The organism is Zhongshania antarctica, assembly GCF_014202945.1.
Classification (GTDB): Bacteria; Pseudomonadota; Gammaproteobacteria; order Pseudomonadales; family Spongiibacteraceae; genus Spongiibacter; species Spongiibacter antarcticus.
The window spans coordinates 1-23,618 of the sequence record NZ_JACHHW010000016.1; the positions used below are offsets into that span (position 1 = coordinate 1).

General features: G+C 45.6%; 21 protein-coding genes. 14 read left to right on the forward strand and 7 right to left on the reverse strand.

What is annotated here, in order from left to right; all coding sequences use genetic code 11:
• The first annotated feature begins 250 nt into the window (after positions 1 to 250).
• Positions 251 to 592: a hypothetical protein gene (locus HNQ57_RS17160; RefSeq protein WP_184465083.1), complete on the forward strand. Its 342-nt coding sequence runs from the start codon at positions 251 to 253 to the stop codon at positions 590 to 592.
• Between the two features lie 239 nt (positions 593 to 831).
• On the opposite strand, the gene HNQ57_RS17165 is transcribed toward HNQ57_RS17160, so the two are convergent.
• The 4 genes from HNQ57_RS17165 to HNQ57_RS17180 all read right to left on the reverse strand — a co-directional run bounded on the left by HNQ57_RS17165 (position 832) and on the right by HNQ57_RS17180 (position 5,497).
• Complete coding sequence (locus tag HNQ57_RS17165) at positions 832 to 1,857, reverse strand: AraC family transcriptional regulator (RefSeq protein ID WP_184465085.1); 1,026 nt, start codon at positions 1,855 to 1,857, stop codon at positions 832 to 834.
• Between the two features lie 315 nt (positions 1,858 to 2,172).
• Positions 2,173 to 2,697 carry a hypothetical protein gene (locus HNQ57_RS17170; protein ID WP_184465087.1) on the reverse strand — a complete coding sequence of 175 codons (525 nt, stop codon included), beginning with the start codon at positions 2,695 to 2,697 and terminating at the stop codon, positions 2,173 to 2,175.
• A gap of 40 nt (positions 2,698 to 2,737) precedes the next feature.
• A complete protein-coding gene (locus HNQ57_RS17175) occupies positions 2,738 to 3,928 on the reverse strand; it encodes an iron-containing alcohol dehydrogenase (protein WP_184465088.1) in 1,191 nt (396 codons plus the stop codon).
• A gap of 48 nt (positions 3,929 to 3,976) precedes the next feature.
• Positions 3,977 to 5,497, reverse strand: coding sequence for an aldehyde dehydrogenase family protein (locus tag HNQ57_RS17180; protein WP_184465090.1), 1,521 nt, complete (start codon positions 5,495 to 5,497; stop codon positions 3,977 to 3,979).
• A 229-nt stretch (positions 5,498 to 5,726) separates the two neighbouring features.
• Between HNQ57_RS17180 and HNQ57_RS17185 the strand changes: the two genes are divergently transcribed.
• From HNQ57_RS17185 to HNQ57_RS17200, 4 genes are all read left to right on the forward strand, one after another.
• On the forward strand, positions 5,727 to 8,309 hold the full coding sequence (locus HNQ57_RS17185; RefSeq protein ID WP_226968300.1) for a TonB-dependent receptor: 2,583 nt from the start codon (positions 5,727 to 5,729) through the stop codon (positions 8,307 to 8,309).
• A gap of 151 nt (positions 8,310 to 8,460) precedes the next feature.
• The gene (locus tag HNQ57_RS17190) at positions 8,461 to 8,781 is read left to right on the forward strand and encodes a 2Fe-2S iron-sulfur cluster-binding protein (RefSeq protein ID WP_184465092.1); all 321 of its coding nucleotides are present in this window, start codon (positions 8,461 to 8,463) and stop codon (positions 8,779 to 8,781) included.
• Between the two features lie 53 nt (positions 8,782 to 8,834).
• Positions 8,835 to 10,214, forward strand: coding sequence for a cytochrome P450 (locus tag HNQ57_RS17195; RefSeq protein WP_184465093.1), 1,380 nt, complete (start codon positions 8,835 to 8,837; stop codon positions 10,212 to 10,214).
• A gap of 445 nt (positions 10,215 to 10,659) precedes the next feature.
• Positions 10,660 to 11,484: an alpha/beta fold hydrolase gene (locus HNQ57_RS17200; protein WP_184465095.1), complete on the forward strand. Its 825-nt coding sequence runs from the start codon at positions 10,660 to 10,662 to the stop codon at positions 11,482 to 11,484.
• Here the strand turns inward: HNQ57_RS17200 and HNQ57_RS17205 are convergent.
• A complete protein-coding gene (locus HNQ57_RS17205; RefSeq protein ID WP_184465097.1) occupies positions 11,481 to 12,521 on the reverse strand; it encodes an AraC family transcriptional regulator in 1,041 nt (346 codons plus the stop codon). The two genes, HNQ57_RS17200 and HNQ57_RS17205, sit on opposite strands and share 4 nt — an antisense overlap.
• Before the next feature lie 201 nt (positions 12,522 to 12,722).
• Between HNQ57_RS17205 and HNQ57_RS17210 the strand changes: the two genes are divergently transcribed.
• Together HNQ57_RS17210 and HNQ57_RS17215 are read left to right on the forward strand one after the other, a co-directional pair.
• Positions 12,723 to 13,553, forward strand: a complete 831-nt coding sequence (locus HNQ57_RS17210) for a fatty acid desaturase family protein (protein WP_226968302.1) — start codon at positions 12,723 to 12,725, stop codon at positions 13,551 to 13,553.
• A 105-nt stretch (positions 13,554 to 13,658) separates the two neighbouring features.
• Complete coding sequence (locus HNQ57_RS17215; RefSeq protein WP_226968299.1) at positions 13,659 to 13,772, forward strand: transposase domain-containing protein; 114 nt, start codon at positions 13,659 to 13,661, stop codon at positions 13,770 to 13,772.
• A gap of 26 nt (positions 13,773 to 13,798) precedes the next feature.
• Here the strand turns inward: HNQ57_RS17215 and HNQ57_RS17220 are convergent, their stop codons facing one another.
• Positions 13,799 to 14,680, reverse strand: coding sequence for an alpha/beta fold hydrolase (locus HNQ57_RS17220; RefSeq protein WP_184465101.1), 882 nt, complete (start codon positions 14,678 to 14,680; stop codon positions 13,799 to 13,801).
• Between the two features lie 379 nt (positions 14,681 to 15,059).
• Here HNQ57_RS17220 and HNQ57_RS17225 point away from each other — a divergent pair, with 379 nt between their 5' ends.
• Positions 15,060 to 16,100 (forward strand): AraC family transcriptional regulator, encoded by a 1,041-nt coding sequence (locus HNQ57_RS17225; protein ID WP_184465103.1) that lies wholly within the window; start codon positions 15,060 to 15,062, stop codon positions 16,098 to 16,100.
• A 168-nt stretch (positions 16,101 to 16,268) separates the two neighbouring features.
• Here the strand turns inward: HNQ57_RS17225 and HNQ57_RS17230 are convergent, their stop codons facing one another.
• Entirely contained in the window at positions 16,269 to 17,516 is a 1,248-nt protein-coding gene (locus tag HNQ57_RS17230) for an OmpP1/FadL family transporter (RefSeq protein ID WP_184465105.1), read from the reverse strand.
• 582 nt (positions 17,517 to 18,098) lie between these two features.
• Between HNQ57_RS17230 and HNQ57_RS17235 the strand changes: the two genes are divergently transcribed.
• The 6 genes from HNQ57_RS17235 to HNQ57_RS17260 all read left to right on the forward strand — a co-directional run bounded on the left by HNQ57_RS17235 (position 18,099) and on the right by HNQ57_RS17260 (position 23,580).
• Positions 18,099 to 18,281, forward strand: coding sequence for a twin-arginine translocase TatA/TatE family subunit (locus HNQ57_RS17235; RefSeq protein ID WP_221301784.1), 183 nt, complete (start codon positions 18,099 to 18,101; stop codon positions 18,279 to 18,281).
• Positions 18,282 to 18,287: 6 nt separating this feature from the next.
• On the forward strand, positions 18,288 to 18,653 hold the full coding sequence (gene tatB, locus HNQ57_RS17240) for a Sec-independent protein translocase protein TatB (RefSeq protein ID WP_184465107.1): 366 nt from the start codon (positions 18,288 to 18,290) through the stop codon (positions 18,651 to 18,653).
• Between the two features lie 2 nt (positions 18,654 to 18,655).
• Positions 18,656 to 19,396, forward strand: coding sequence for a twin-arginine translocase subunit TatC (tatC, locus tag HNQ57_RS17245; protein ID WP_184465109.1), 741 nt, complete (start codon positions 18,656 to 18,658; stop codon positions 19,394 to 19,396).
• A gap of 241 nt (positions 19,397 to 19,637) precedes the next feature.
• Positions 19,638 to 20,858 carry an NAD(P)/FAD-dependent oxidoreductase gene (locus HNQ57_RS17250; protein WP_184465110.1) on the forward strand — a complete coding sequence of 407 codons (1,221 nt, stop codon included), beginning with the start codon at positions 19,638 to 19,640 and terminating at the stop codon, positions 20,856 to 20,858.
• Positions 20,859 to 21,922: 1,064 nt separating this feature from the next.
• On the forward strand, positions 21,923 to 22,540 hold the full coding sequence (locus tag HNQ57_RS17255; RefSeq protein WP_184465112.1) for a DUF6088 family protein: 618 nt from the start codon (positions 21,923 to 21,925) through the stop codon (positions 22,538 to 22,540).
• Positions 22,540 to 23,580: a nucleotidyl transferase AbiEii/AbiGii toxin family protein gene (locus tag HNQ57_RS17260; RefSeq protein ID WP_184465114.1), complete on the forward strand. Its 1,041-nt coding sequence runs from the start codon at positions 22,540 to 22,542 to the stop codon at positions 23,578 to 23,580. Before HNQ57_RS17255 ends, HNQ57_RS17260 begins: the two co-directional genes overlap by 1 nt.
• The last annotated feature ends 38 nt before the right edge of the window (positions 23,581 to 23,618 follow it).

A 23,618-nucleotide genomic window follows, 5' to 3' on the forward strand; every position in this document is an offset into this window, starting at 1 on the left:
GTAAACATAGTGCTTATTTTTCTAGCCCTTTCCAAAGCAATAAATTTAAAATCGATCACACAGGTAAGCGAGATAATGCATATGAGGCGTCACCAGCAATACATAACGCGCGTAAGATATCGAAGCGAAGATCAGTATAAAATTAATGAGTGTTGCTAGTTTTTTGGTGCTCTTCACCGCGCAAACCCCGTGTGCTTGAGCGGCAAGTGTCAGGAGCTTCAGATATGCGTTTATTCAGGAGGTGGATTTAATGAAGGCCCTAAAGGTGCTTTTAATTGTCTCGACGGTTGCGATATACGCAATTACTGTTCTAGCGTCACTAACTCAAGGGCTGAACTGGCCTGCCGTAGCTATGGCTGACTTGCTCGCGCTCGGGTGGCGAAGCCAGTTCGATATCGACTTCCTTATTCACCTGTTCTTGCTTGCTACTTGGGTTACTTGGCGAGAAGGGGCGGGCCCAAGAGCCTATTTTTTTGCGTTCCTCAGCATCGTTATGGGTGGAATGTTCAGCTTCCCGTATATCCTGTTCGCTGCGTACAAAAGTGGAGGAGAACCGAAAGCACTACTTCTCGGTGTTCACGCGCGGCTGTAAGCCTAACATGGCACTAATGCCAGCCCCTCGGGGTGACCGTTGAAGCACAGGAAAGGCCCGCCGACGTTCATCTGATTTAGAATTGATGGCCGCTCGCTTATAAGCAGAAGGCGACGGCCACCTCATTTCTCTTATCCGATCTCCCCGGATTTCTGGGGGCGATGGAAAAGCCCTGCAATGCTTTCAGGCTCGCTTTGCAACACGATTCTCAAGTTTTGAAATCAGTTCCCCGTCTTTGGTTAACCCCTTGGTTTACTCTGTAGGTATTTTTTTGGCGTCATTTCAAACCAGCGTTTAAATGCTCTGTTGAATGAACTTTGCTCATTGTAACCCAGTAAACCGGCTATTTGAGACATGGGTATAGCGTCGTGCGCAAGAAGTTTTTTAGCTTCTGTGATTCTGACTTCGTCGACAAGCGCTTCAAAGGTGTAGCCCTCGGATTGCAGTTTGCGATGAAGGGCGCGCTCATGAAGTTTCATGTTCTCTGCGATGACTGGACGTGAAAGCTGGCCCGTAGGTAGAAGTTTTTGAATTAAATGACGGGCTTGCTTGCTGGCCAATAAATTCGGCTTGCTTGTTGAGTTAGAATCGATTTCTATCATTGATAGGTAGTTGGATACTAATCCGTGTAATTGCGGGTTGTGGGAGCTTAATTCGATATCTAAGAAGTCGGTATCAAGTTCAATGGAATCATATTTTTGATTAAATAGCGTAGGGCAGTTGAAAACCCTTTGGTACTGCCTGTCGAGAGCGATTTTCGAGTGACGAAAATGAACCGCCCGCGCCTTAAATTTTCCTTCAGTAAGTAGGTGAACAATATGTAGCGTGCAGGCTACGGCATGCTCGACAGCCTGCCGGCAGTCATTGCTGTTGACATCGACAAGATCTAAGCAGACGTAGCTTGGTAGATTGTCGCCTTCCTTTAAGGTGAGAGAAATAGCAGGTGTAAAATGGTACAGAAATTTCCCCACACTTATTAACGCGGATCTTACATCGTGCGCAGAGAGTGCTAAAAAAGCAACCGGGCCGAGGATAGACTGATCTTGGCGCATAGCGAGTTGTAGTCCAATATCAGGGTGCTTAAGGCTTTTGGCGCTCAATTCAAGCAAATCTATAAAACTTTGATAGGGGAAAAAATAGGCTTCATCATCTAGTTGGCTGTAATCTATGCCTGCTTCGATGAATAAATTTTCTGGATTACCTTGCAGTTCTTCGATTAGAGCTACGAAATTGTTTAGGCAGCTGGCTCTTACTCGTGCAGTCATTGAGTCTCACAGTTATATTCGTATTGTTGTTGTGGGCCCGATTTTAGTCTACTGGGAGCATAGCAAGAATCTAGTGGATTTCCTACTCAGCTAGATTGCGTTAACTTAAGAGGGCGTGCCGACATTGCCTGCCAACAATATAATGCCAAATAATTTTTATAACACTTTGATTTTGATAGATTTTTTTATTTCTTGATGTTGTTTGAATGTTGGTAGTGTCTTGCCTTTGGGTATGTCTATATTCACCCTTGTGGGTATTGTGAATTTAATTCTACGAATACTCGCCCGAGATGGCGGGCGAGTGCCGCTGGTTGTCTACAATTGAGAGTTAATAAGGCCCTCGGCTGGCGTTTTTGGTACTGCTGAGGCCATATTCTCCCTATAGGCAGAACGTATAGTATTGCCGCCAGGTAATCCGGAGAGCACGTCGTTTATGATGAGATTGCCTTGTAGTAAATCGCTCACAATAATTGCGTTTTCAGGGCCATCTAATACAGCGCTGGATACGAGGACAAATGGATTGTTCGGCAATATGTTGAATAGTGGCGAGGAGTTTAAACCGTTTTCTTCGGTAATAGACAGGATTGGGCCGATCGTATCACGCATTTGTTGATCGTTATTTGTTTCAAGTGAATTTTCGCCTATTGCCAAACTACTTAGTCCAGCCGTGCCGCTTAGGCTCATAACTGAGTTAGTGATGATTTCGAGCGGGACGAGATTTTGTGCGCTCGCAAGTGTTGACGTTATTAGTGCAAGGGCAGCTAAAGTCGAGTACGGAAGGTGTTTTTTAAGCATTATTTTCTCCAGTATTACAATTGAGGGTTTTTGATTGGCATCCATGCCCTTGGTGTCTGCTAAAATATTAATATTTTAGACCCATTTAACAAACGGATTGAATTATTTTCACCATCGCGACGGGGGATATACTATAAAACATAGCTGCTGGGTCAGATGCAATGGCTATACAAATTGCGTCTTGCTTTTCTTCGCTGACGTCCCAACGTTTGAAGTTGGTAGTACAGCCAATGCGTTGTTGGAAGTCCTTTAGAAATTTAATGCAGTTCCTTACCAGCTCTTGATCGCTGCCGTTTTGAGGTAAATTCAGTGCTTTGGCAAGCCGCTGTCCTTTACCCGCGTAAAATTCAGGGCATGCTTCCATCACTATAGGAAGCAGTGCTGCATTGGCGTCGCCGTGGGGAATGTGGAACATCCCGCCAAAAGCGTGAGCGCAGTTATGTATTGGTATTGCGTTCAGGCTGCCACCAAAGGCATCGATTGCTAAGCTGCTCGCTTGTAACATATTCGAGCGTGCAACGACGTCTTTGCCGTTATCGATTACCTTTGGAAGGTTTTCAACAATCATCTGCGCAGCATGAAATGCGTGGGCGTCGGTCATTGCGTTTGCGGTTGGGGACGCGACTGCTTCTATAGCGTGGGTTAGCGCATCCATACCAGTGGCCGCAGTGAGAAAGTCAGGGAGTCCTAAGCATAAATTACCATCTAAAACAGCCATGTCTGGTTCAAGAAAGGGCGCTACTAAGTTAGTTTTAATGCCTAATGCTTCATTGTAAAAGACGGCTACCGGCGAAACCTCCGCCCCTGTACCTGCTGTTGTGGGTACACCTATATGAGGGATGCCTGAGTGCTGGCTACTTGGCCAAGCGTCGATTTTTATTCCACTCTGTAGTAAATCTGCTATATCAGTTGCCCCGTGCTGAAGAGAGTATTTGACACCCTTTGATGCGTCAAGAACACTGCCGCCACCAACTGCAAGTATCGAATCAGCAGCTACAGATCGAGCATAGGCGGTAGCGGCGTTTACGGATTGACACGCTGCGTCTTGGCTTATTCCTGTGTAGACGCCTACAAGCATTGCTTTATTGCTAGAGCAACTGGCAAATACCGCTTTTATTTGATCTACGATGCCGGCTTGCTCAAGGCCAATATCGCTGAATAACACAACTCGTTTGGCGCCCATGCCTTCGAATAGTGCTGGTATGCGAATCACGGAGCCGGCGGCACAATGGATTGTGCTGCGCATATTGTATTGATAATAATGTGAGCTAGACATGCTGATATCCTATTAATAATTGGCGTTAAGTTAGCTGGGTCGCTGGACTCAAAAAGTATGGACCAGGTGATAAGTTGATTTCTTACTTGGGTCGCGCTCAAAAGCCGTCGAAATCGACTTCAATTCGGTATATGAGTTCAGGCTGTTATGACTCATTTCCCGACCATAGCCACTCTGCTTCATTCCGCCAAAAGGTGCGTCGGTACGCATCATGTGCCAATCATTAATCCAAACCGAGCCGGCCTCGAGTTGGCGAGCAACCGCTTGAGCGCCAATGACGTCCTCGGTCCAGATACCTGCAGATAGTCCGTATATTGAATCGTTTGCAATGCCTATGGCTTCGTCTAGCTCGGTAAATTTAATAATAGATACAACTGGGCCGAAGATTTCTTCACAAGCGTGTTTCATGTCATTCTGGCAATTGCTGACAATGGTTGGCTCAAGGAAATAACCATTTTCGAAGCCGGTAACAATTTTCCGTTTTCCTCCGGTAACGATGTGGGCACCTTGTTCTTGAGCTGATTTAAGATAGGCCTCGATCCGATTAAACTGCTGCTCGGAAATAATAGGACCCATGCCGGTTGCGAGATCGAGCGGATTGCCGACAACTATTTTCTCGGCTAAGATCTTCATCTTGGCGATGAGTTCATCGTGAATGTCGACATGGACAATTAATCGACTACTTGATTCACAAGCCTGTCCAGAGTTCATCATAATGCCGAAGAGGGCGCCGTGTGCGACTAAGTCGATATTAGCGTCAGGCATTACGATTGCTGCGCCTTTACCTCCTAGCTCAAGAGTCACTCGCTTCAATGTGGCGGCCGCGGCAATCTGGATATTTCGGCCTGTTTGTGTGGATCCGGTGAAAGAGATTTTGTTAACTTTCGGGTGTTTAACTAGCGCATCACCCACGTTCACACCGGTACCGCTTACTAGGTTCAGCACGCCAGCGGGTAGGAAGGTGTTTAGTAGCTCGATCAGGCGAAATGTTGATGTCGGTGTTAATTCGGATGCTTTAACTACAATTGTGTTTCCCGCCGCTAAAGCTGGTGCGATTTTCCACGAGAGTAAAAGGAGCGGAAAATTCCAGGCAGTAATAATGCCGCACACGCCAACCGGCTCCTTTACCACCATAGTATGAACTTGTTCTGGCAATATTTTCGGGGGCAGGTTCTCGATAAATGGATAGGTTTTGATCGATTCGGCAAGAGTAAAGAACAAATCTGCAATGGCCAGAATATCTAAGCCCATTACTCGCTTGATTGTTCCGCCGGATGCTTGAACTTCCAGAATAGCTAGCTCTTGGGCATTAGCTAATACGGTGTTGCCTATCTGATATAGCAATTTAGAGCGTGACGAAACGCTAATATTTTGCCAGTCAGCATTTTTCAAAGCAAGACGAGCGGCATTTACTGCGAGATCGACATCAGTTGCATCGCCATCGGCGGTTTTCGCTATAAGATTGCCGGTAGCCGGGCAGTGTACATCGATATAACGTCCCGAGTTAGGCTCTACGCTATTTCCGTTAATAATATGATGATAATGCGGTAATTCATTGGCGTCGTTCATTTAATGTCCTTGATATTGGGCTGTTTGGATTTAAATGGCTGTTAATTTCTGCGATATAAAAGATAGCTAAATGTGTGAAATACGGATTTACATTATTTATTAGTTTGTTTTAACCGATTATTGATGTTTAGCTTCGCGTGGTATTGGCTTTTTAGGACTTATTTTTATCATTTGCGCACGCTGGTGTGCTGTCCTAATTTGCCAAAAAGTTGTCCGCATCGGAAAAGACGTGGAATTGTTTTTGGTAGATTATATGCGCTTAATTGTTAGTGTTGGAAGGGATAATAATTACATGCGTGTATCTCATAGTTATTTAAAAAAGATCACATTAGGTGCATCTTTAGCTAGTTTTAGTTTTATACCAATGGCTTCTTTGGCTGCGCCAATGCTCGAGGAAGTGATTGTCACGGGGCAGAAGCGCGCGGAGAGCACCCAGGATACTCCTGTTGCGATTACCGGCATGACTTCTGACTCCCTAGAAAAATTTGGTTTTGCGAGTGCAAATGATATATCTGCACAAGTGCCTAATATGCAGGTTAGTGGCCCCTTTGGTGAAGTGCAGCCAATATTCGCTATTCGCGGTGTCAGCATGTCTGATTACAGCTCCAACCAAGCGAGCCCGATTGGTGTTTATTCTGACGAGTCATATATGGGTGCAGTATACACCCATGGTATGAACTTTTTTGACGTTGAACGTCTTGAGGTTTTGCGGGGCCCCCAGGGAACTCTGTACGGAAAAAACACCACTGGCGGCGCAATCAATATTATTACTAAAACCCCGATGATTGATGATGGGGTGCGTGTTAATGCCAAGCTTGGCGCGGGCAATTACGATTCGCGTGTCGGTGATTTGGGTGTTGAAGGGACGCTAATAGACGAGACCTTGGCTGCTCGCCTTGCATATTCGTTCTCTCGGAATAGTGGTTATGTCGAAAATCGCTCGGGTGGTCCAAATTTATCCTCGATTGATTTTCAGGCCCTGCGTTTAACGCTAAATTGGCAGATATCTGAGAATTTAAATAACGTTCTTAAATTAACTCATGGGCAAAATGATTCATTGGCCAATGCGTCAAGGAATGAGCCTCGCGGTAATCTTAATGGCGGCAATGGTTTGCTAGGGGCAGGCGGCGCGGCTACTGGCTCTGCGGGTCAAGCTGATGACAGCAGTGGTTACATCGATAACACGGGTTATTCGGCGTCTTCGCAAAACCTTGGGCATCATGAAGTTGAAGATAACTTTACGGGTCCGTTAATAGTTAATTCGGATATGTTGGTAAACAAGCTCGAGTTTATCGGCGATTACCACACCTTCACCAGTATCTCGTCAATTAGCATTTCCGACTACGCGCAGCAGCAGAATACTGACGGATCACCGGAGGGTTTGCTTGAAATACATTGGGCTGTTGATACTACGGCATTTAGCCAAGACTTGCGTATTTCCAGTAATTACGACGGCATGTTTAATTTCATTGGTGGCGTTTATTATGCTGAAGAAGAAATGGACATGCATAATGAATATCGAATTTATGAGACTGCTCCGGATGTTCGGGTCGCGGTTACGTATCCAGGTGCCACTGGCTTTTACCCGTATCTACTAGATTTTGGTCAGATTGATCAGAAAATGGTTACTGATAAGACCAGTTATGCAGCGTACACGCAGCTTCGTTTTGACGTAACCGCAGACTTTGGAATCGACTTTGGTATTCGCTATACCGTCGACGAAATTGACCTTGCCTACCTTAATATATCTAGAGAAGGTTACGATGGTAGCCCGCGCGGTACATATGTTCCTGGTAATACTAGTCGATATGACGAGCCCTTTGTACCGCTGAACCTTGGTGGCGATGCCGGTATTGCTGAAATCGATGTGTTTCTAGAAAATTTACTTAGTGGAGAAACAACGGTCGAGGATTTAGTTGCAACGGGTGAGGTTGGTTATACCCACGGACCGTATACCACAGACTCCTCGACGCCAATGTCGGCAAAGGAACAAGAATTTACCGGTAAGCTTGGTTTAGATTATCGTTTCAATGACGACTTCATGATGTACGCAAGTTATAGCAAGGGTTTTCGCTCCGGTAACTTTAATGGCGGTGTTTATTATCGTGAACGTGATTTCGAAGATGCCTATGCGAGACCTGAGTATATAGATGCCTACGAAGTTGGTTTTAAATCAGATTTTTATGATCAGCGTGCCAGAGTGAATGCCGCGGCCTTTCTATACGATTACAAAGATCAGCAATTTATTAACGTAGTTGGCGTATCTAACTTCTTGGAAAACGCTGGTGGCTCAACTATCGCGGGCTTAGAAGCCGAAATCATGTTCGCCGCAACAGAAAAGTTAATGTTGATGATGGGCTTAGGCTATCTTGATACCGAGTATACCGAGCTGACTTTGTCGGACACGCAAACGCTAAATAATCCAGATGATGAGGTCGACCTCGCCGGCAATGAGCTAATATCGGCGCCTAAAGTCAGCGGAAACATCTCAATCGATTACGAACTTTACAGTGGCGATAGTGGTTATGTCAGCTGGAACGTAAACGCAAACTATCAAGCTAAGCAGTGGTACAGCGCTTATAACGATAAAGGTGGATATGAGCATATTAAGCAAGACGCATACGCTCTAGTTAATACTCGATTGACCTGGCGCGGTATTAGTGAAAATTACTCGGTTTCCATCTGGGCCAAAAACCTAGCAGAGGAAGAGTATGACGGTTATGCCATCAATTTACAGGCTGGGTTTGGATTCGATTATTTCCAGGCGGGACCGCCACGGACCTTTGGTGTAGACGCGACGTATAAATTTTAAGCGACGATTTAGTTCTAATAAATTATGGTTAGCGTCACATTATTTAATGAAATTTAGTTCTTGAAATTGGATTTGGAGATTTAGTATCTGTATATGCCATTGTGCGTACAGATAGTGAATCGACCATCCAGTTTTTTGAAGGGAGAGCGTTATGGGAAGCATTACTTTTATTGAACACAATGGCACGCAACACGCTGTCGATTTAGAGCCGGGAAAATCCCTGATGCAAATTGCCTTGGACAATGGAATCCCCGGTATTGACGCAGACTGCGGTGGTGTGTGCGCCTGTGGTACCTGCCATGTAATTGTTGAAGGCGCTTGTGCAAAAATCATAGGTGGCGCCACTGACGATGAATTGCAAATGCTAGATCTGACTCCGGAGCGCACAGATACCTCGCGTCTCGCTTGCCAGATCATTGCCTCAGATGCGATGGATGGCATGGTCGCACGTTTACCAGAGTTTCAGATGTAACTAACACTGGCCGAAAAATACTGAACGAATAATTTTAAAAGGTTGGAAGGTCTATGAAAATCGTCAATTTAGTGGTCGAGAAAGGCGCCGCAATCGTCCCGATGCACCTACAGATTAAAGCCGGTCATATACTTTACAAGGCTAAAAATAAGCTAGGTATGTACACAAAATTTCCGGAGTTCGTCGAAACTCCTGTAGCTGATGTGTCTACCTTGGCAATAGAAGATATTGATGTTAGTAATCCCTTTCTTTTTAAACAGAATGTTTGGGAGTCTTATTTTAAGCGTTTACGCGATGAATGCCCGGTCCATTATCAGAAAAAGAGTCCATTCGGCCCGTTCTGGTCGATTACACGCTATGAAGACATTGTCTTTGTAGATAAACATCATGAACTTTTTTCCGCTGAACCGTTTATCATTATCGGTGCGACGCCTAAAGAGCTAGCGCTTGAGATGTTTATCGCCATGGATCCCCCCAAACACGATGTGCAGCGACAAGCTGTTCAGGGTGTTGTGGCGCCAAAGAATCTCAAAGAAATGGAGGGTCTGATTCGCAGTCGTACTCAAGAGGTCCTAGATCAGCTGCCGCTAGATACGCCGTTTGACTGGGTAGAGGATGTCTCTATCGAGCTGACTGCCAGAATGCTAGCAACACTGCTGGACTTCCCTTACGAGGAGCGTCGAAAACTTGTTTATTGGTCAGATTTGGCTGGCGGCGGTGCCGAGATGACTGGCGGCTCGACCAATACCGACGAGCTGTTCGAGGGGATGAGGGATATGGCCAAGCATTTTTCTCAACTTTGGCGCGTTAAAGAGGAAAAGATTGCTGCTGGTGGCGAAGTAGGTTTTGATCTGATCGGTATGTTACAGAATAATCCAGATACTAAGGATCTGATTAATAAGCCGATGGAGTTCCTTGGTAATTTAGTTCTCTTAATTGTTGGTGGTAATGACACCACCCGTAACTCGATGTCAGGTGGTGTTCTTGCCTTGAATCGCTTCCCTGACGAGTTTACTAAGCTGAAGAACGATCCTAGCTTGATTCCGAATATGGTGTCAGAAATTATTCGCTGGCAAACGCCGCTGGCCTATATGCGCCGTATTGCGAAAGAAGATGTAGAGCTTAACGGCCAGACAATTAAAAAAGGTGACAAAGTTGTCATGTGGTATGCCTCTGGAAACCGCGACGAGCGAGCCATCGACCGGCCGGACGACTTCATTGTTGATCGCAAGAGTGCTCGCAACCACCTTTCCTTCGGTTTCGGTGTTCATCGCTGCATGGGCAATCGTCTTGCTGAGTTGCAGTTGCGTATACTGTGGGAAGAATTGTTAGCGAGATTCGATAAAATCGAAGTAGTTGGCGAGCCCGAGTATGTGCAGTCTAACTTTGTAAAAGGCTATTCGAAGATGATGGTTAAACTTACATCGAAGTAGTTTAGGGTAGTGTTAGTCATACGGGGGCGCTTGGTGCCAAAGTGTATTAGCTTTCGCTTGTACTGTATTTAAATTAAATTTATTAGAGTTAATATTCTGGTTTTCTCTGCGTTTATAGCTGAGTAATTGACGATACCTTTGCCCCTTCGGGGGCCTTTTTATGAAATAATTTTACGTTTATAGTACATTTATAGTTAAATAATCGTCTATTTTGTAGTGCTTACCCTCGTTTATTCATGTTCTTAATTATAGCGAGCGCCGACTTTCTAGGTTGCCGTCAATTGCGATAAACTTCTGCGCCATAATTTCCTTGAAGGCGATACTTTATTCATTAACCGACAATGAGGCATTCTGGATGATCGCGATATTTTTCCTTGATAACGCTGAATGCTACTTTTCCAATGCTTGTCGTTCCATCTTCATGCTAATAGGGGCGGTATAATTTATGCGGCGCGGAAAATCAGAAGAAAAATATGTTGATGTTCCAGGTGGAAGTATTTATGTCCGGATTTGGCATCCAGCAGAACCGTCAACGTCACCTCCAATCGTCCTGTTGCATGATTCGTTAGGCTGTGTAGCTCTGTGGCGAGAGTTTCCGTCTCAGCTTTCCCTTAGCCTTGGTCGCACAGTTGTCGCCTATGACCGGCTGGGGTTTGGTAGGTCCAGCGAACGCGTAGAACGACCATCGCGCAGATTCATTGACGAAGAAGCGGAAATTGTTTTCCCATCACTTTGTGCGTCTCTAGGCTTGGAAGCGGTGGTTCCATTTGGTCATAGTGTCGGCGGTGGTATGGCGATAGCAATTGCTGCTATTCACTCCCGAGTTAAGCTCTGCTCTAGTCTTATTGCCGAGTCTGCGCAGCCATTTATTGAAGAACAAACAATAAACGGGATCGAAGCTGCGAAGCAGTACTTCAGTAATCCGATCAATATGGGAAAACTTACCAAATACCATGGTAATAAAGCTCGCTGGGTCTTGGCTGCGTGGACTGAAACTTGGCTTGATCCTGAGTTCAGAGGTTGGAATCTGGGTTGCCATCTAAAGGAGGTGCAGTGTCCGGTGTTGGCAATTCATGGTGACAATGATGAATACGGATCAGTCACGTTTCCCAATTTCATTGCGGGCTCTGCTTCAGGTCACTCCCTGGCCGTTATTATGGACGGAGTAGGTCATGTCCCGCACCATGAAGACCCAGTAAAGGTTATGGAAATAGTTAAAAGCTTCCTAGCAAAGGTCGATGAGGGTAGCTTTGTTACAGTCAGTTCCTAGTCTTCGTTTTTTGGTATTTTCCTAGCGTTATGAGACAGTCGGTAATCCCTTGGTGAGCAGTCACTCCAGCGTCGAAAGGCGCGAGTAAAACTACTTGTGTCGGTGTAGCCTAAATGTGCAGCCAATTCATCTATTTTCATGTCGCTACTGACTAGAAGTTGGAATGCCATTTGTTTTCGCTCCTCCTCTACTAGGGCACGAAAGCTGGTGCTTTCATTATCCAATTTGCGCCGGAGTGTGCGGCTAGATAGGTTTATTGCCGACGCAACATCGTCTAGCGACGCCATTAGCCCTAAGTCGCCTAAAATCTGATTCCTAACGCTATCGCGAACTCCGCCAGTTTGTCGCTGGCGCAATTGCCTTGCGCATTGATCACTTAATAGTCTCGCTAGGTTGGCATCGTAAGTAGGCTGTGGTTTATCAATATATTTAATAGGAACGCGAATGGCGTTGCGCCTGCTTTGATAAAGTGGTTTAACTCCGCAGACCGACTCTATGTAGACTGAATTTGTTGTATCCAAGGTAGTAAGCTCGGTCTGGATAGTCTGAATTTCATTTAGGCTAAGCTCTTTGATGATTATGATGCTGGCGGCCATATCTCGTTCTAACAAGAAATCGCGGAGATGGCTGGGTATGGATTGCGGGTTCATGAGCAAACCAAAATAGCCGTCTTCCTCAAAGGCGTTAATCTCGCAATAAGCGGTGCTTAAAGGTAGAAAACGCAGTGCGGTGTTGAGTGCGTCCCTGAGGGTTCGACAGGTTCGCAATGAGAAACCCCAAATCCCGAAAGTGGCGATGTTGTAGCAAAGGCCAATTTTAAAGCCTAGTGCGGGTATATTGGGTAGTGCGAGCATGATGTTTTCAATGAGCCGCATTTCCTGATCACGCTCTATGAGTACCGCGCCGTCGTTAAGGCTGTGCTCTGAAATGTCGGTCCCAAATAAGCAGGTTTCCATATCTACACCATGATTTTGCGCAAAATTTATCATTACTTTGCTTATAGCGACAGGGCGACGGGTGCTCTGGGTATTTCCCATGTAAAAAGCCTGAGTTGGGTGGCGTTAATTTGTGGCCATAAGTACCGCGCGAAAGGACATAAGTGTCATGTTAATTTTAAAGGCGCCGCTGTACATTGAGTACTGTTAAATAATTCAATTTTTAATTGTTACATGGTAATGACAATGCAGGAAGAGCTAAAGGACTTAAATAAGAAGGCTTTAGGTGCCGCGATAAGTTATATGGGTAAAGTTGCTTGGCCGACGATAGCGCTTACATTTCTTGTATGTAGTCTATTCGTACTATGTATAGTGCTTTTTGCAAATGATGTGATAACCGTTTGGTTGGCTACACCGCTTGTTAGTGTCCTAACCTATATGGCGTATACGCCCTTGCACGAAGCTGTCCACGGAAATATTCATGGTAGTAGGTCGAGGATGCGGTGGGTGAACGATGTTTGTGGCTATCTGGTTGCGCCCATTATCGGTGTTCCGTTTGCCTCCCATCGTCACGAGCATTTTACTCATCACCGTTATACCAACATTAAAGGAAAGGACCCGGATTATTTGATTAGCGAGATGGGTAAGGGGCCTTTTAGTGTGTTGCTGACGACCCTAAAGTTCTTCTATGCTCAGAATAGTTTCTTCGCGGAAAATAATTGGCACTCTGCCGATTTAAAAGAGCGTGTTGTTTACAGTGCTGAACTGTGTTTCTCGCTGGGGTGGCGTCTACTTGCTATCTTGCTTATTGATCAGCCTGGCATCTCTATTGTTGTTTTGGTGGGGTATTTCTTTGGCGGTCTCTTTACGGCTTATTGGTTTGCGTATCGGCCGCATTATCCGTATGACAATACTGAGCGCTACCAGAATACGAGTAGCCTCATTATGCCCCCGTGGATGCGTCCGTTGGAATGGTTTTGGTTAGGCCAAAATATTCACTCAGTTCACCACCTATTTCCTCGGGTTCCCTTCTATCGCTATCACGCGCTGCATCGGGATATTGAGCCGATACTGCGTGCGCATGGTACGCCAATTCTTGGTATCTGGAGTCGGGCGCCGGTGACGAGGGGTTAGGACTGATTTTTATCGAGGCTTTCTTGCGTTGTTATTGCGGGTGAGCTTTCGAAGCATAAAAAACTCCTCTTAATGGCAAGTAGAGAAGAATTGTGAGGTGCGTTCATGTTTGGCCTTGAGCCTTACGCATATTTGAGGGAAGTGTTTGCAAAACTGCCAAGGATATCAAGCTATGAAGATTTACGGGCGCTGTTACCCTGGAACGTGTCGCGCGCATAGGGTGTGGTTTGTTGATCGCTTACGAATTAATCAACAACACTGGCACTTTCAATCCAAGTATTGAGCAGCTCAGCCGTTTCTTCCGACCGCATTGTCATAAATAAATGTCCGCCACCGCGCATCACATGTAATTTAGCACGCGGAATCAGCTTGGCGAGTAAGTGGCCATTACCTAAATGAATCAAGGGATCATCATCCCCGCAAATGATCAGTGCCGGACAACGCAAACGATGCAGCCAAGGCAAGCTGCTGAACCCCCACATGGCAAGTAATTGCTGAACGTATGCCAGACCGGTAGGTGGCATAATAAGGCGCGCGTGTTCCACAGCCTTGTGAGGTGCATTGCGCAATTCGCCGCCGTAGATTGCGCTCGCATTTTTCGCCATATAGCCACGCGACAAATAACGCTGAGGCGTGGCCATTCGACGAATGGCACCAATCCGGCCTGGAAGCATAATAATCCCAGGGCTAGTGGCCATCAAGATCAAGTGACTAACGCGTTTGTGATGGTGCCTCGCTATCTGCTGCGCCAGACCGCCGCCCCAAGATACACCAGCAACGGCAAATCGGCCGGTATAACCTGCGTGATCTAATACGTCCATAGCAAAGCGACTGTAGCGCCGTAGGCTCGGCCAAAACAACGTCGATTCAGATCCACCAGTGCCAGGCAGGTCAAGCACGACAACCGGACGCGTCAGATACTTCAATAATGGTAGCGTCAACTCAAGATTGGCACCGATCCCATTGCACAGCAACAATGGTTCACCGACCCCAGCTTTTACAGCATAACGAATACGGGCACACCCTATTTGTGCGTGCCGGATATCGATATTGGCTGCCTGTTGCGCTTCCAACAGTCTCGCGCGGCGGGATGGCGAGACCCGCAATAACCCCGGTTGCTCAACCATGGATATAGGTTCCCGGTGCTTCGTCTAGTGCAGGATAGGCCTCATTGCCCACACTGGTGCCGACAGCCTTTTTGCGCCCAGAACGTTTTCCTGTAGCTTAGCCCCACCATAATCAAAGCCCTACCTAAACCCCCGGCCACGGATTCTAACTAAACTAATTCGTATGATTCGTATGATTCGTATGATTAATAAACAATTTTACCCTAGATTACCGACCTAAGCTGATCTTATTTAGATCGAACCAAAACAGAAAAACCAATATATCCACCGTCATAGAATGTTATGGCATATAACTGTATGATATTTATGAATCTAGGCCCACACTAGGCCTAATATTTCAATATACAAAATAAGACTATAAATTGAATTGGCATGACTGATGACTGCACGCATAAGGAGTAGCTGCCTAAAAGGCTTTATATCTCTCACCGATGAACTAGGCGGCGAGCCAAGACAACTGATAACCGCAGCCGGGATCGACTGCGACCGCTTAAATGATGAGGACTATTTCTTCCCTTTCGCAGACTTCATACAATTACTGTCTATCAGCGCAAGCAGACTAGACTGCAGTGATTTTGGCTTGCGTTTGGCAGGCAACCAAGACCAAGAGATACTTGGCCCGGTCGCATTTCTTGCCTTAGCGTCGACAGATGTCCGCGAAATCATAAACAGCGTCGGACAATTTCTTTATCACTACACGCCAGCCATTACTCTCTCCTTAAAAGAGGGCGAACGCAGCTATGCACACTTAGATTTCACTGGCCTGGAGAACGCAGATTATGAACAAATTATAGAGCACACAGTTGGCTGCACTTATAATATCATATCCTTACTCACTAACGGCCTCCTTAAACCTCTTACCGTAAAATTTCGCCACTCAATGATATCAAAAGAAAATCAGTATCAGGATATTTTCAAATGCCCAGTTTTGTTTAATCAACATCATGACGCCATTGAACTCGACGCAAGATGCCTCGAACTGAACCTTAGCTCCAAAAATCCAGCCCTACACAAACTGGTTTCAAATTATTTATCTATGGTCGAAATAGAGAGCGACGCAGCGCCCCACCCAGCGGCACTTGCAAGCCACCAAGCACGTCATTTAATAAAGAGGCTACTACCAACCGGGCAAGTTACCAGAGATTTGGTGTCTGAAAACATGAATACTCATGGACGATCCCTTCACCGAAAACTTCAATCGGAAGGCTACACTTTTGACTCCCTAGTTGATGAAATTCGTAAGGATGAAGCGTCAAAATTAATTAAACACAAAGATATACCTATGTCCCAAATTGCTGGCGCTCTCGGCTACAGCGAACAAAGTTCATTTAACCGAGCATTTAAAAGGTGGTTCGGCATGACGCCAAAAAAATATATCGCCAACAAGAACCCTACTAAATTACCGATTCGCCCGAGATAATTTTTCCATCCGCCACGCTCGCGCTAATTCCACCACCCTTTAATAGCGCTTTACATACCTCGGCGCCACCTGCAACTACCCACAGGCACTCAATACCCTACATAATATTAATTGCAGCACCTCTCTAACTAAATTTGAAAAATATTCATGAACCTCCTTCAAATATAATCAATTTAAAAAACTATAAGTAAAACTAACGCCCGCTGCAATTTGATACATGTAAGTCGATAGCGTTTGCCCGGGACCAAGTGGATTAGGCGCCGCCAACACCCCCTTCTTTGCAAAATAGACAACACCATTAACTTTCCACTTTTCCGATATCTGTTCACTAACACCAGCGGTATAATGCCACTCAGGAAGTGCTGGCGACATAAGATTTAAAAATATTTCGGAGTCACGAACAAAATGCTTACCGTAATTCAAACCGGCTCTTAAGCTAGTAGTAGAACGAATATCCCATTGATAGCCTAACTTATAAATAGTCATGTCTTTCCATCCGAATCCAACACCACCGTCATCCCCAAAGCGACTAGCCTGCAGATTTGGTAAGAACCGATTCCCCGCAGATTTGACATCGGAGAATGCGACATGCTGAATATCAAATACAACATTATGGCGAGCGCTTCGCCACGCAAAACCAGCAGTTAGGCTTGCAGGAATATCAAAACCACCTTGCTCGGCGAGCAACCCGGAATACTTATGAAGTTTTTTCATACGCATTTTGGAGCGATAGCTTATGCCAGCATGAATAGATTTGCTTAGTGCCCCCTGCCAACCCAATGCGAGGCCATAACCCCAACTTTGGTCCGGCCCACGATCACTCATTCGATCGCCATTCGCCGACAAACCTGCGAACTGAGATACACCGCTGAATTCAAACGTTTGGTAAGCAAGAGTGGGAGATACGCCAAACGCATGCCTCTCGCTTAATCGCCAAGAATACGTTGGCGCGACAAATAATTGGCGCAAGTCGATCCCAGCATCACCACCGTAGTAGGTGTCGCTGGAATAATCAGTATTATTTCCATTAGCGTAAACCGAAACGCCAAGGGTTGAGGCTTCAAGAAACTCTCGGTTATAGCCAAAGTTCGGTATAACAAAGCTTTCCTGCTTGCTACGATAACTTCCCTCGCGCAGATATAACGTGCCCTCGGGCGGAGGCCCGGATGGGCCGCCCTCGACCTCATACCCACGACGCGGAGAAAACAACTCAACACCAAAATCCAGCTTATTCCCAACCGAATTCATACCCGCCGGATTCGTCGCTGCCGCCAAGGAATCTTGAGACCACGCAACGCCAGCACCCCCCATACCTTTAGTGACGGCACCATAACCATGCGAAAAATATCCATTCGATGCGAAAGTAACGGGCGCAAGTAACAGTACCACAATAGAAATTATTAACTTAAATAGCATAGCACCAAGATCACTTTATAAAGAGGATATTTTGTAATGGTCGCTTTTGTAAGCCGAATGATATTGATAAATGAGGACAATATTTTGTCTTTCAAGGACGCCGCTGCCAGGCTAATACGTTTTTCTAAAGACTGACTTAGCTTTGGAAAATATCACGACATAAAAATCATTAGTAAACGAACGTCTATTTCAGTAATGTTATCTAGTGATAAAAAAATGTCCCCTAAAGGTAAGACGCTGCAAACGAAAATATTGCATTATCGTATTCAGAAAGAAAAACCACCCCAATACATTTTTTATGGGGATATGAAACAAAACAAATTAGCCCTATACTTTAAATTATTATAAAATAGACGTTAAAGCGTGCTGTCCTGATACAAACACAAATTCCTGTAAGGATTAATTTGACCTTATAACGATAAAAACTATCGCTATTAAACGAAAATTTATTTAGTAACGTGAACATAGTTTAAATATCAGCAAGAAAAACGCACTCAGGGCAAGAAAACTTTTAGCCAATGACCAAAAAATGAGAGTGCATAGATTTTAACGGCCATTCAGATTAGATAACAAATTATACTTTTGCTGTTTGGCACTAAAAAATTAGGGAATCTTGGCAGCGACCTCGGCAGTGCTTTACGCGGGTTTAAAGATGGAATGAAGGACCTAGATAAAGGATTGAAAGACGACGAGAATAACAATTTGACCCCAGCGTTAAATGCGAAAAATACAGCTTCCAAACAGACAGCCAATAGCCAGAAATAAATAGCCATGTTTGATATGAGTTTTTTGGAGCTAGTCGTTGTCGCGATAGTCGGCTTGCTAGTTGTTGGACCAGAACGCCTACCTCAGGCCACGCGAACCGGGCTGCTTTATGCTGGAAAAATAAAGAACGAATTCAAAAAAATACGCTACCAAATAGAGAAAGAACTCGACGACGAAGGTTTTAGTACACTTAAAAGTGACGCAACATCTAGCATAGAAGGCGACCTGTCCATATTAAAGAAAAATTGGCACAAGGAAATCGAGGCCGTATCGAGCAAAATCCAGGCCGACGAACCGCCGAATAAGGAAGCCTCAGAAACTGATAATGACACTAGCGAAAACCTGCACTCAAAAACACACGAAATACAATAATTATGGACGCCAATATAGAGAGTACGAAAACCTCTACTCTCGCCACACACCTGACAGAACTACGCGATCGACTGATCCGTGTTCTAGCCGCGCTGCTAATATCCACCCTGTGCTTAATGCCATTTTCACAAGATATTTATAGCTTGGTCGCGGGCCCACTTCTGCAGTATTTACCTGAAGGTGGAAGCATGATCGCAACGGAGGTGACATCTACTTTCATGGCGCCTCTAAAACTTGTACTTTTCGCAGCACTCACGCTATCAATGCCCGTATTTTTATTTCAGCTTTGGGGGTTTATTGCACCCGGACTGTATCGGAATGAACAAAGTTTTGGGATACCACTGCTAATATCGAGTGTTTTACTGTTCTACCTCGGGATCGCCTTTGCATTTTATGTCGTCTTTCCATTGGTATTTAGTTTTTTCAGCGGCGCGACACCTGAAGGTGTTTCTTATACACCCGATATTTCTTTATACCTTAACACCGTGATCAAGCTATTTTTAGCGTTTGGCCTAACATTTGAGATCCCTATTGCTACAGTACTACTCATTTCTAGCGGCATAACAAGCAGAAAAGCACTAATTGAGAAGCGCCCTTTGATTATAATATCTTGTTTTGTTATAGGGATGTTTTTAACACCCCCAGACATAATATCGCAGGCTTTACTCGCACTTCCGATGATTATTCTATTTGAACTTGGCTTATTTTTTAGCCTATTTGTTAAAGAAAATAAAAATGATTAATCTGCGACTTTCGCTTTCATTAACACTATTGTTAATATTAATTATCCAATGCTATATTATTACAGTGTTTTATATAAGCCTCTGGATACTGAGGCTGAACACTAGACGCCTTACCGCAATATTTTTTGCCCTTCGGGGGCCTTTTTATAATTTCGCGGACTCAAATAAAGTATATCTGTTAATTTCATGGCAGCCCTCTTCGAGACAACATGAAACTTAACTCAGCCTCCTGGACAATTTCATGACTGAACATTGCATTATAATTGGAGCCAGCCATGCGGCAGCCCAGCTAATTTCTAGCCTACGTCAAGAAGGCTGGGAAGGTAAAATATCACTGATTGGCGACGAACCATATCTTCCCTACCACCGCCCGCCCTTGTCAAAAGCGTTTTTTGTTGGTGAAAAAACTGAAGACGAATTACTGATCCGCGCTGCAGGCTTCTATGACAAATACAAAGTCGATCTGCTTTTGGGGTCGCGCGTTACCAAAATCGATCGCGATGCCAAGAAAATCACCCTTGAGAACGGCGCTGAAATTTCCTACACCAAGCTTGCCCTCACCACCGGTGCCAGAGTTCGTAAGATTCCATTTACCGGCTGTGAACTCCCTGGCGTTTTCTATATGCGCGACCTTAACGACGTTAAGCAAACCCATGAATTTACTGGTCGTGGTAAATCTGCAGTAATTATTGGCGGCGGCTACATCGGCTTAGAAACAGCCGCGTCTCTGCGTAAAATCGGCATGAGTGTCACCGTTATAGAGGCCATGTCGCGCGTACTTCAGCGCGTTACAGCACCTGAAGTTTCAGCTTTTTATACTCGCATCCACACCGAAGAGGGTGTGGATATTCGCACCGAAGCAGGTGTCGATGCAATTGTTGGCGACAAACACGTTGAAGGTGTGCGACTTGCTGATGGCAACACTGTGCATGCCGACCTCGTAATTATTGGTGTAGGCGTAATTCCGAACATTGAATTAGCCGAAGCAGCTGGGCTCACCATAGACAATGGCATTGCCGTTGACGAATTTGCCACCACCAACGATGCCGATATCGTCGCTGCCGGTGACTGCACCAACCACTACAACCCAATTTATCAGCGCAAACTAAGGCTGGAATCGGTACAGAATGCTACCGATCAAGCTAAAATTGCCGCCAAGAGTATATGTGGCAAGCCAGAAGCTTATAGCGCACTACCGTGGTTCTGGTCAGATCAGTACGACCTGAAGCTTCAAATAGCGGGCCTGTCCCAGGGTTTTGATAAAGTAATAATCCGTGGAGATAGTGCGCAAGGTCGCAGCTTTGCCGCATTTTATTTCTGCGAAGGTCGCTTTATTGCCGTCGATGCGATAAATCGACCAAAAGAGTTCATGATGAGTAAACGCGCCCTTACCGCTGGACAAAATGTCGATCCGCTGAAGCTGCCCGACGAGTCTATTGAAGTCAAAGACGTATTCAACTAATTCAAGTACGAGAAGGCAGGATTCGAACCTACGACCTTCGGGTTATGAGGATGATAATAGTAAATATCATCATGTGATACTAATCTCGAATATACGTTTTAAATATAATAAAAACAATAAGTTATCATCACTTAGCGAATATCAAATACATCAAATAAGGACATTTATAGTCAAACATTAGTGTCACAAAAATAATACTTGAATTTACATCATTTTTTCGAAATCATGACGGTAAGGCTCTCTTTTGTTGTTCTGCTACAGGCTTGGCGCTCATGAAAGTAACCGTTTCACAGCTCTGCTTACCATCTGGTCCGCTGTCGCTAATAGAAAGCGCCGTTCGCGAACTGAGCACGAAGCTGCCTCCGTCAGCGTGGCTTGATAGGGCGCTGCTTAGTCAATTGCTTGTTGCACAACCAATCCGAGCGCAGAAGATCAAAAGACACTTCTGCGTGGTGGGAGGATTCCGCACATACCATCTCGCCATAGCAATGATTCCTTCGGGCAAGATCATACCGATTGAGTTGGTAAAGGGGGGCGAGAGGTTGCATGTCGAGGCGGCGCTAGCGGCGCTCCTGGCAAATGTACTGGATGGGCAGCAAGGAGAAGTATCTAGAAGGCGATTTGCGTATAACACTTTGCGGCGCATGGCGCTGGATCTGAGGGCATACCCAAGTATAAAAATTCCTGGTGTCCTATCCCCTCGAGGCCTCAGGGTGGCACTCAATATTATGCCGCACGAAACAAAAACCCCCAGAGCTCGCTTATCTGACTACGGTAAGCTCATGGGGGCACGAAAGTAAGTGACACTGTTTTTGATGTGCTACGTAAGGCCGGGCGCATTGTTGTGGTGGAGCGTCATACTTTAAATTATTGATTTATATTAGGTTTTCACGAATCCTGTGCGTATTTTGTTTTCATTGAGCCGAATATAGCTAAAATACTTAAATGTTATTATATACTATCTTGTAACGAAAATTATCCTGACATAAATACTCTGGAATAGCCCTATATTAGTGGGATACAATGAAGCTACGTATAAATTTTATGTCAGGAGAATGGTTACCATGTCAGTGGCAATGAAAGTCGCCCTGCGAATCGGTCACATTAAACGAGGCGTGCCCTTTGCCATTACGGGGTTTTACGCGCTGGGTAGTCACACGTCTGTACAAAAAGCGCTCAGTCGGCTTACTAAAGACGGTGTGCTGGAAAGGGTCTCGAAAGGGTTTTATGTTCGCCCAAAGCCAATGGTGAGCATGCCTTCGATAAAAACCACCACTAGCGCTGAAAATGTTGCTAAAGCTTGGGCTAGAGAGCATGGCTATAAACTGGTTAGTCAAGGGCAGGAGGCCGCTTACCGTTTGGGCTTTCAGTCACAGGCACCCATGAAAAAGGTGTTTTGGAGTAATGGTCCTTCACGGGAGTTTCGTGTTGGCAATCAGGTCGTTGAGATTCGACGTATTTCTAGCCAGAAGTTGCGATGGCAAAACGCTCCGGAAGGGGCGTTGCTACGAGGGCTTTTGGTCACCCCTCCTGAATCAATCGAGGTATTTGAGCTGGAGCAGGCCATGAGGCGGCTTTCTCTGACTCCGACAGAAGAGAGATTAGCCGTCAAAAAGCTTTGCGCTTTGCCATTGCTTAATGGCTGGCAAGCCAAGCTCGAGCAGCTTGGGCAGGTTAACTAATGCACATCCTTGAGTACTACCAACACCCTGATACGCGAAAGGAGCTAGAGGAATTATTGTCACTGGGAGCGCAGCAGCACCCAGATGGTTTGCCTGACTTTTTCCTAGAAAAAGATCTCTGGGTCACAGAAATACTCCGATTGCTGTACGACGAGAAACTGCTAGGGGAATTTGCAGTAGCGTTCAAGGGCGGGACAGCGCTGAGTAAATGCTGGAAAGCAATAGATCGTTTTTCCGAGGATATCGATTTATCAATCCACTGGGCCGACTTGGCGGGCATCGAAGACGAAGCCGCCGCTTGGGATCGAACCACACGCAACCCCAGCCAGCAGAAAAAGTTTAGGCAGCATCAAACCGACCGCCTTACCGACTGGTCTCGAGAGTTTGTTCAGCGCCTCAATCAGCGGCTTGCCGCATACAATATTGAGGGGCTTGGGGCGTCGCTATTGCCCGACTCCAGTGGAGAGAAGATCGAAGTCCATTTTCCCCGCGTGAGCCCTAGTGATAGCCAGTATCATCTGGACTATGTACTCCTAGAGTTCGGTGGTCGGAATCGTGGCCAGCCCACGGTTATTCATACGGTAGATTGCTACTTGTCTGAAGTTAAAGCGCTATCTTCGCTGACCTTTCCTCAGGCTAAGGTGCATGCCTATCACCCGTCCTTCATTCTCTGGGAAAAGCTAACGGCGCTTCATCAATTCTCCACAATGGAAAAAGAGCCTAATACACATCGCCTTGCTAGGCATTGGTATGACGTTGACTGCATGTTACAAAAATCAATAGCGAACCCTTTCACCAGCGTTGACGCTAGAGACGCCGTCATTGAAATGAAAAAGCAGCGTTGGGCCGAGAAGGGCGTCGATTATGAGCAGGCGCGCACGGGCGGATTGAAGCTTATTCCGGCAGCCAGACGCCTGGCTGGCATTGCCAAAGATCACGAGGATGCTATTCAAGGACGGATGTTTTTGCAACGTCCTGACAGCTTTCAAGCGATTATTGAACGCATATCAAAGGCACAGGACGCTATTAATGAATTGTAAAAGTCTGCCACTTCATCACTCACGCTGAACTAAACCAA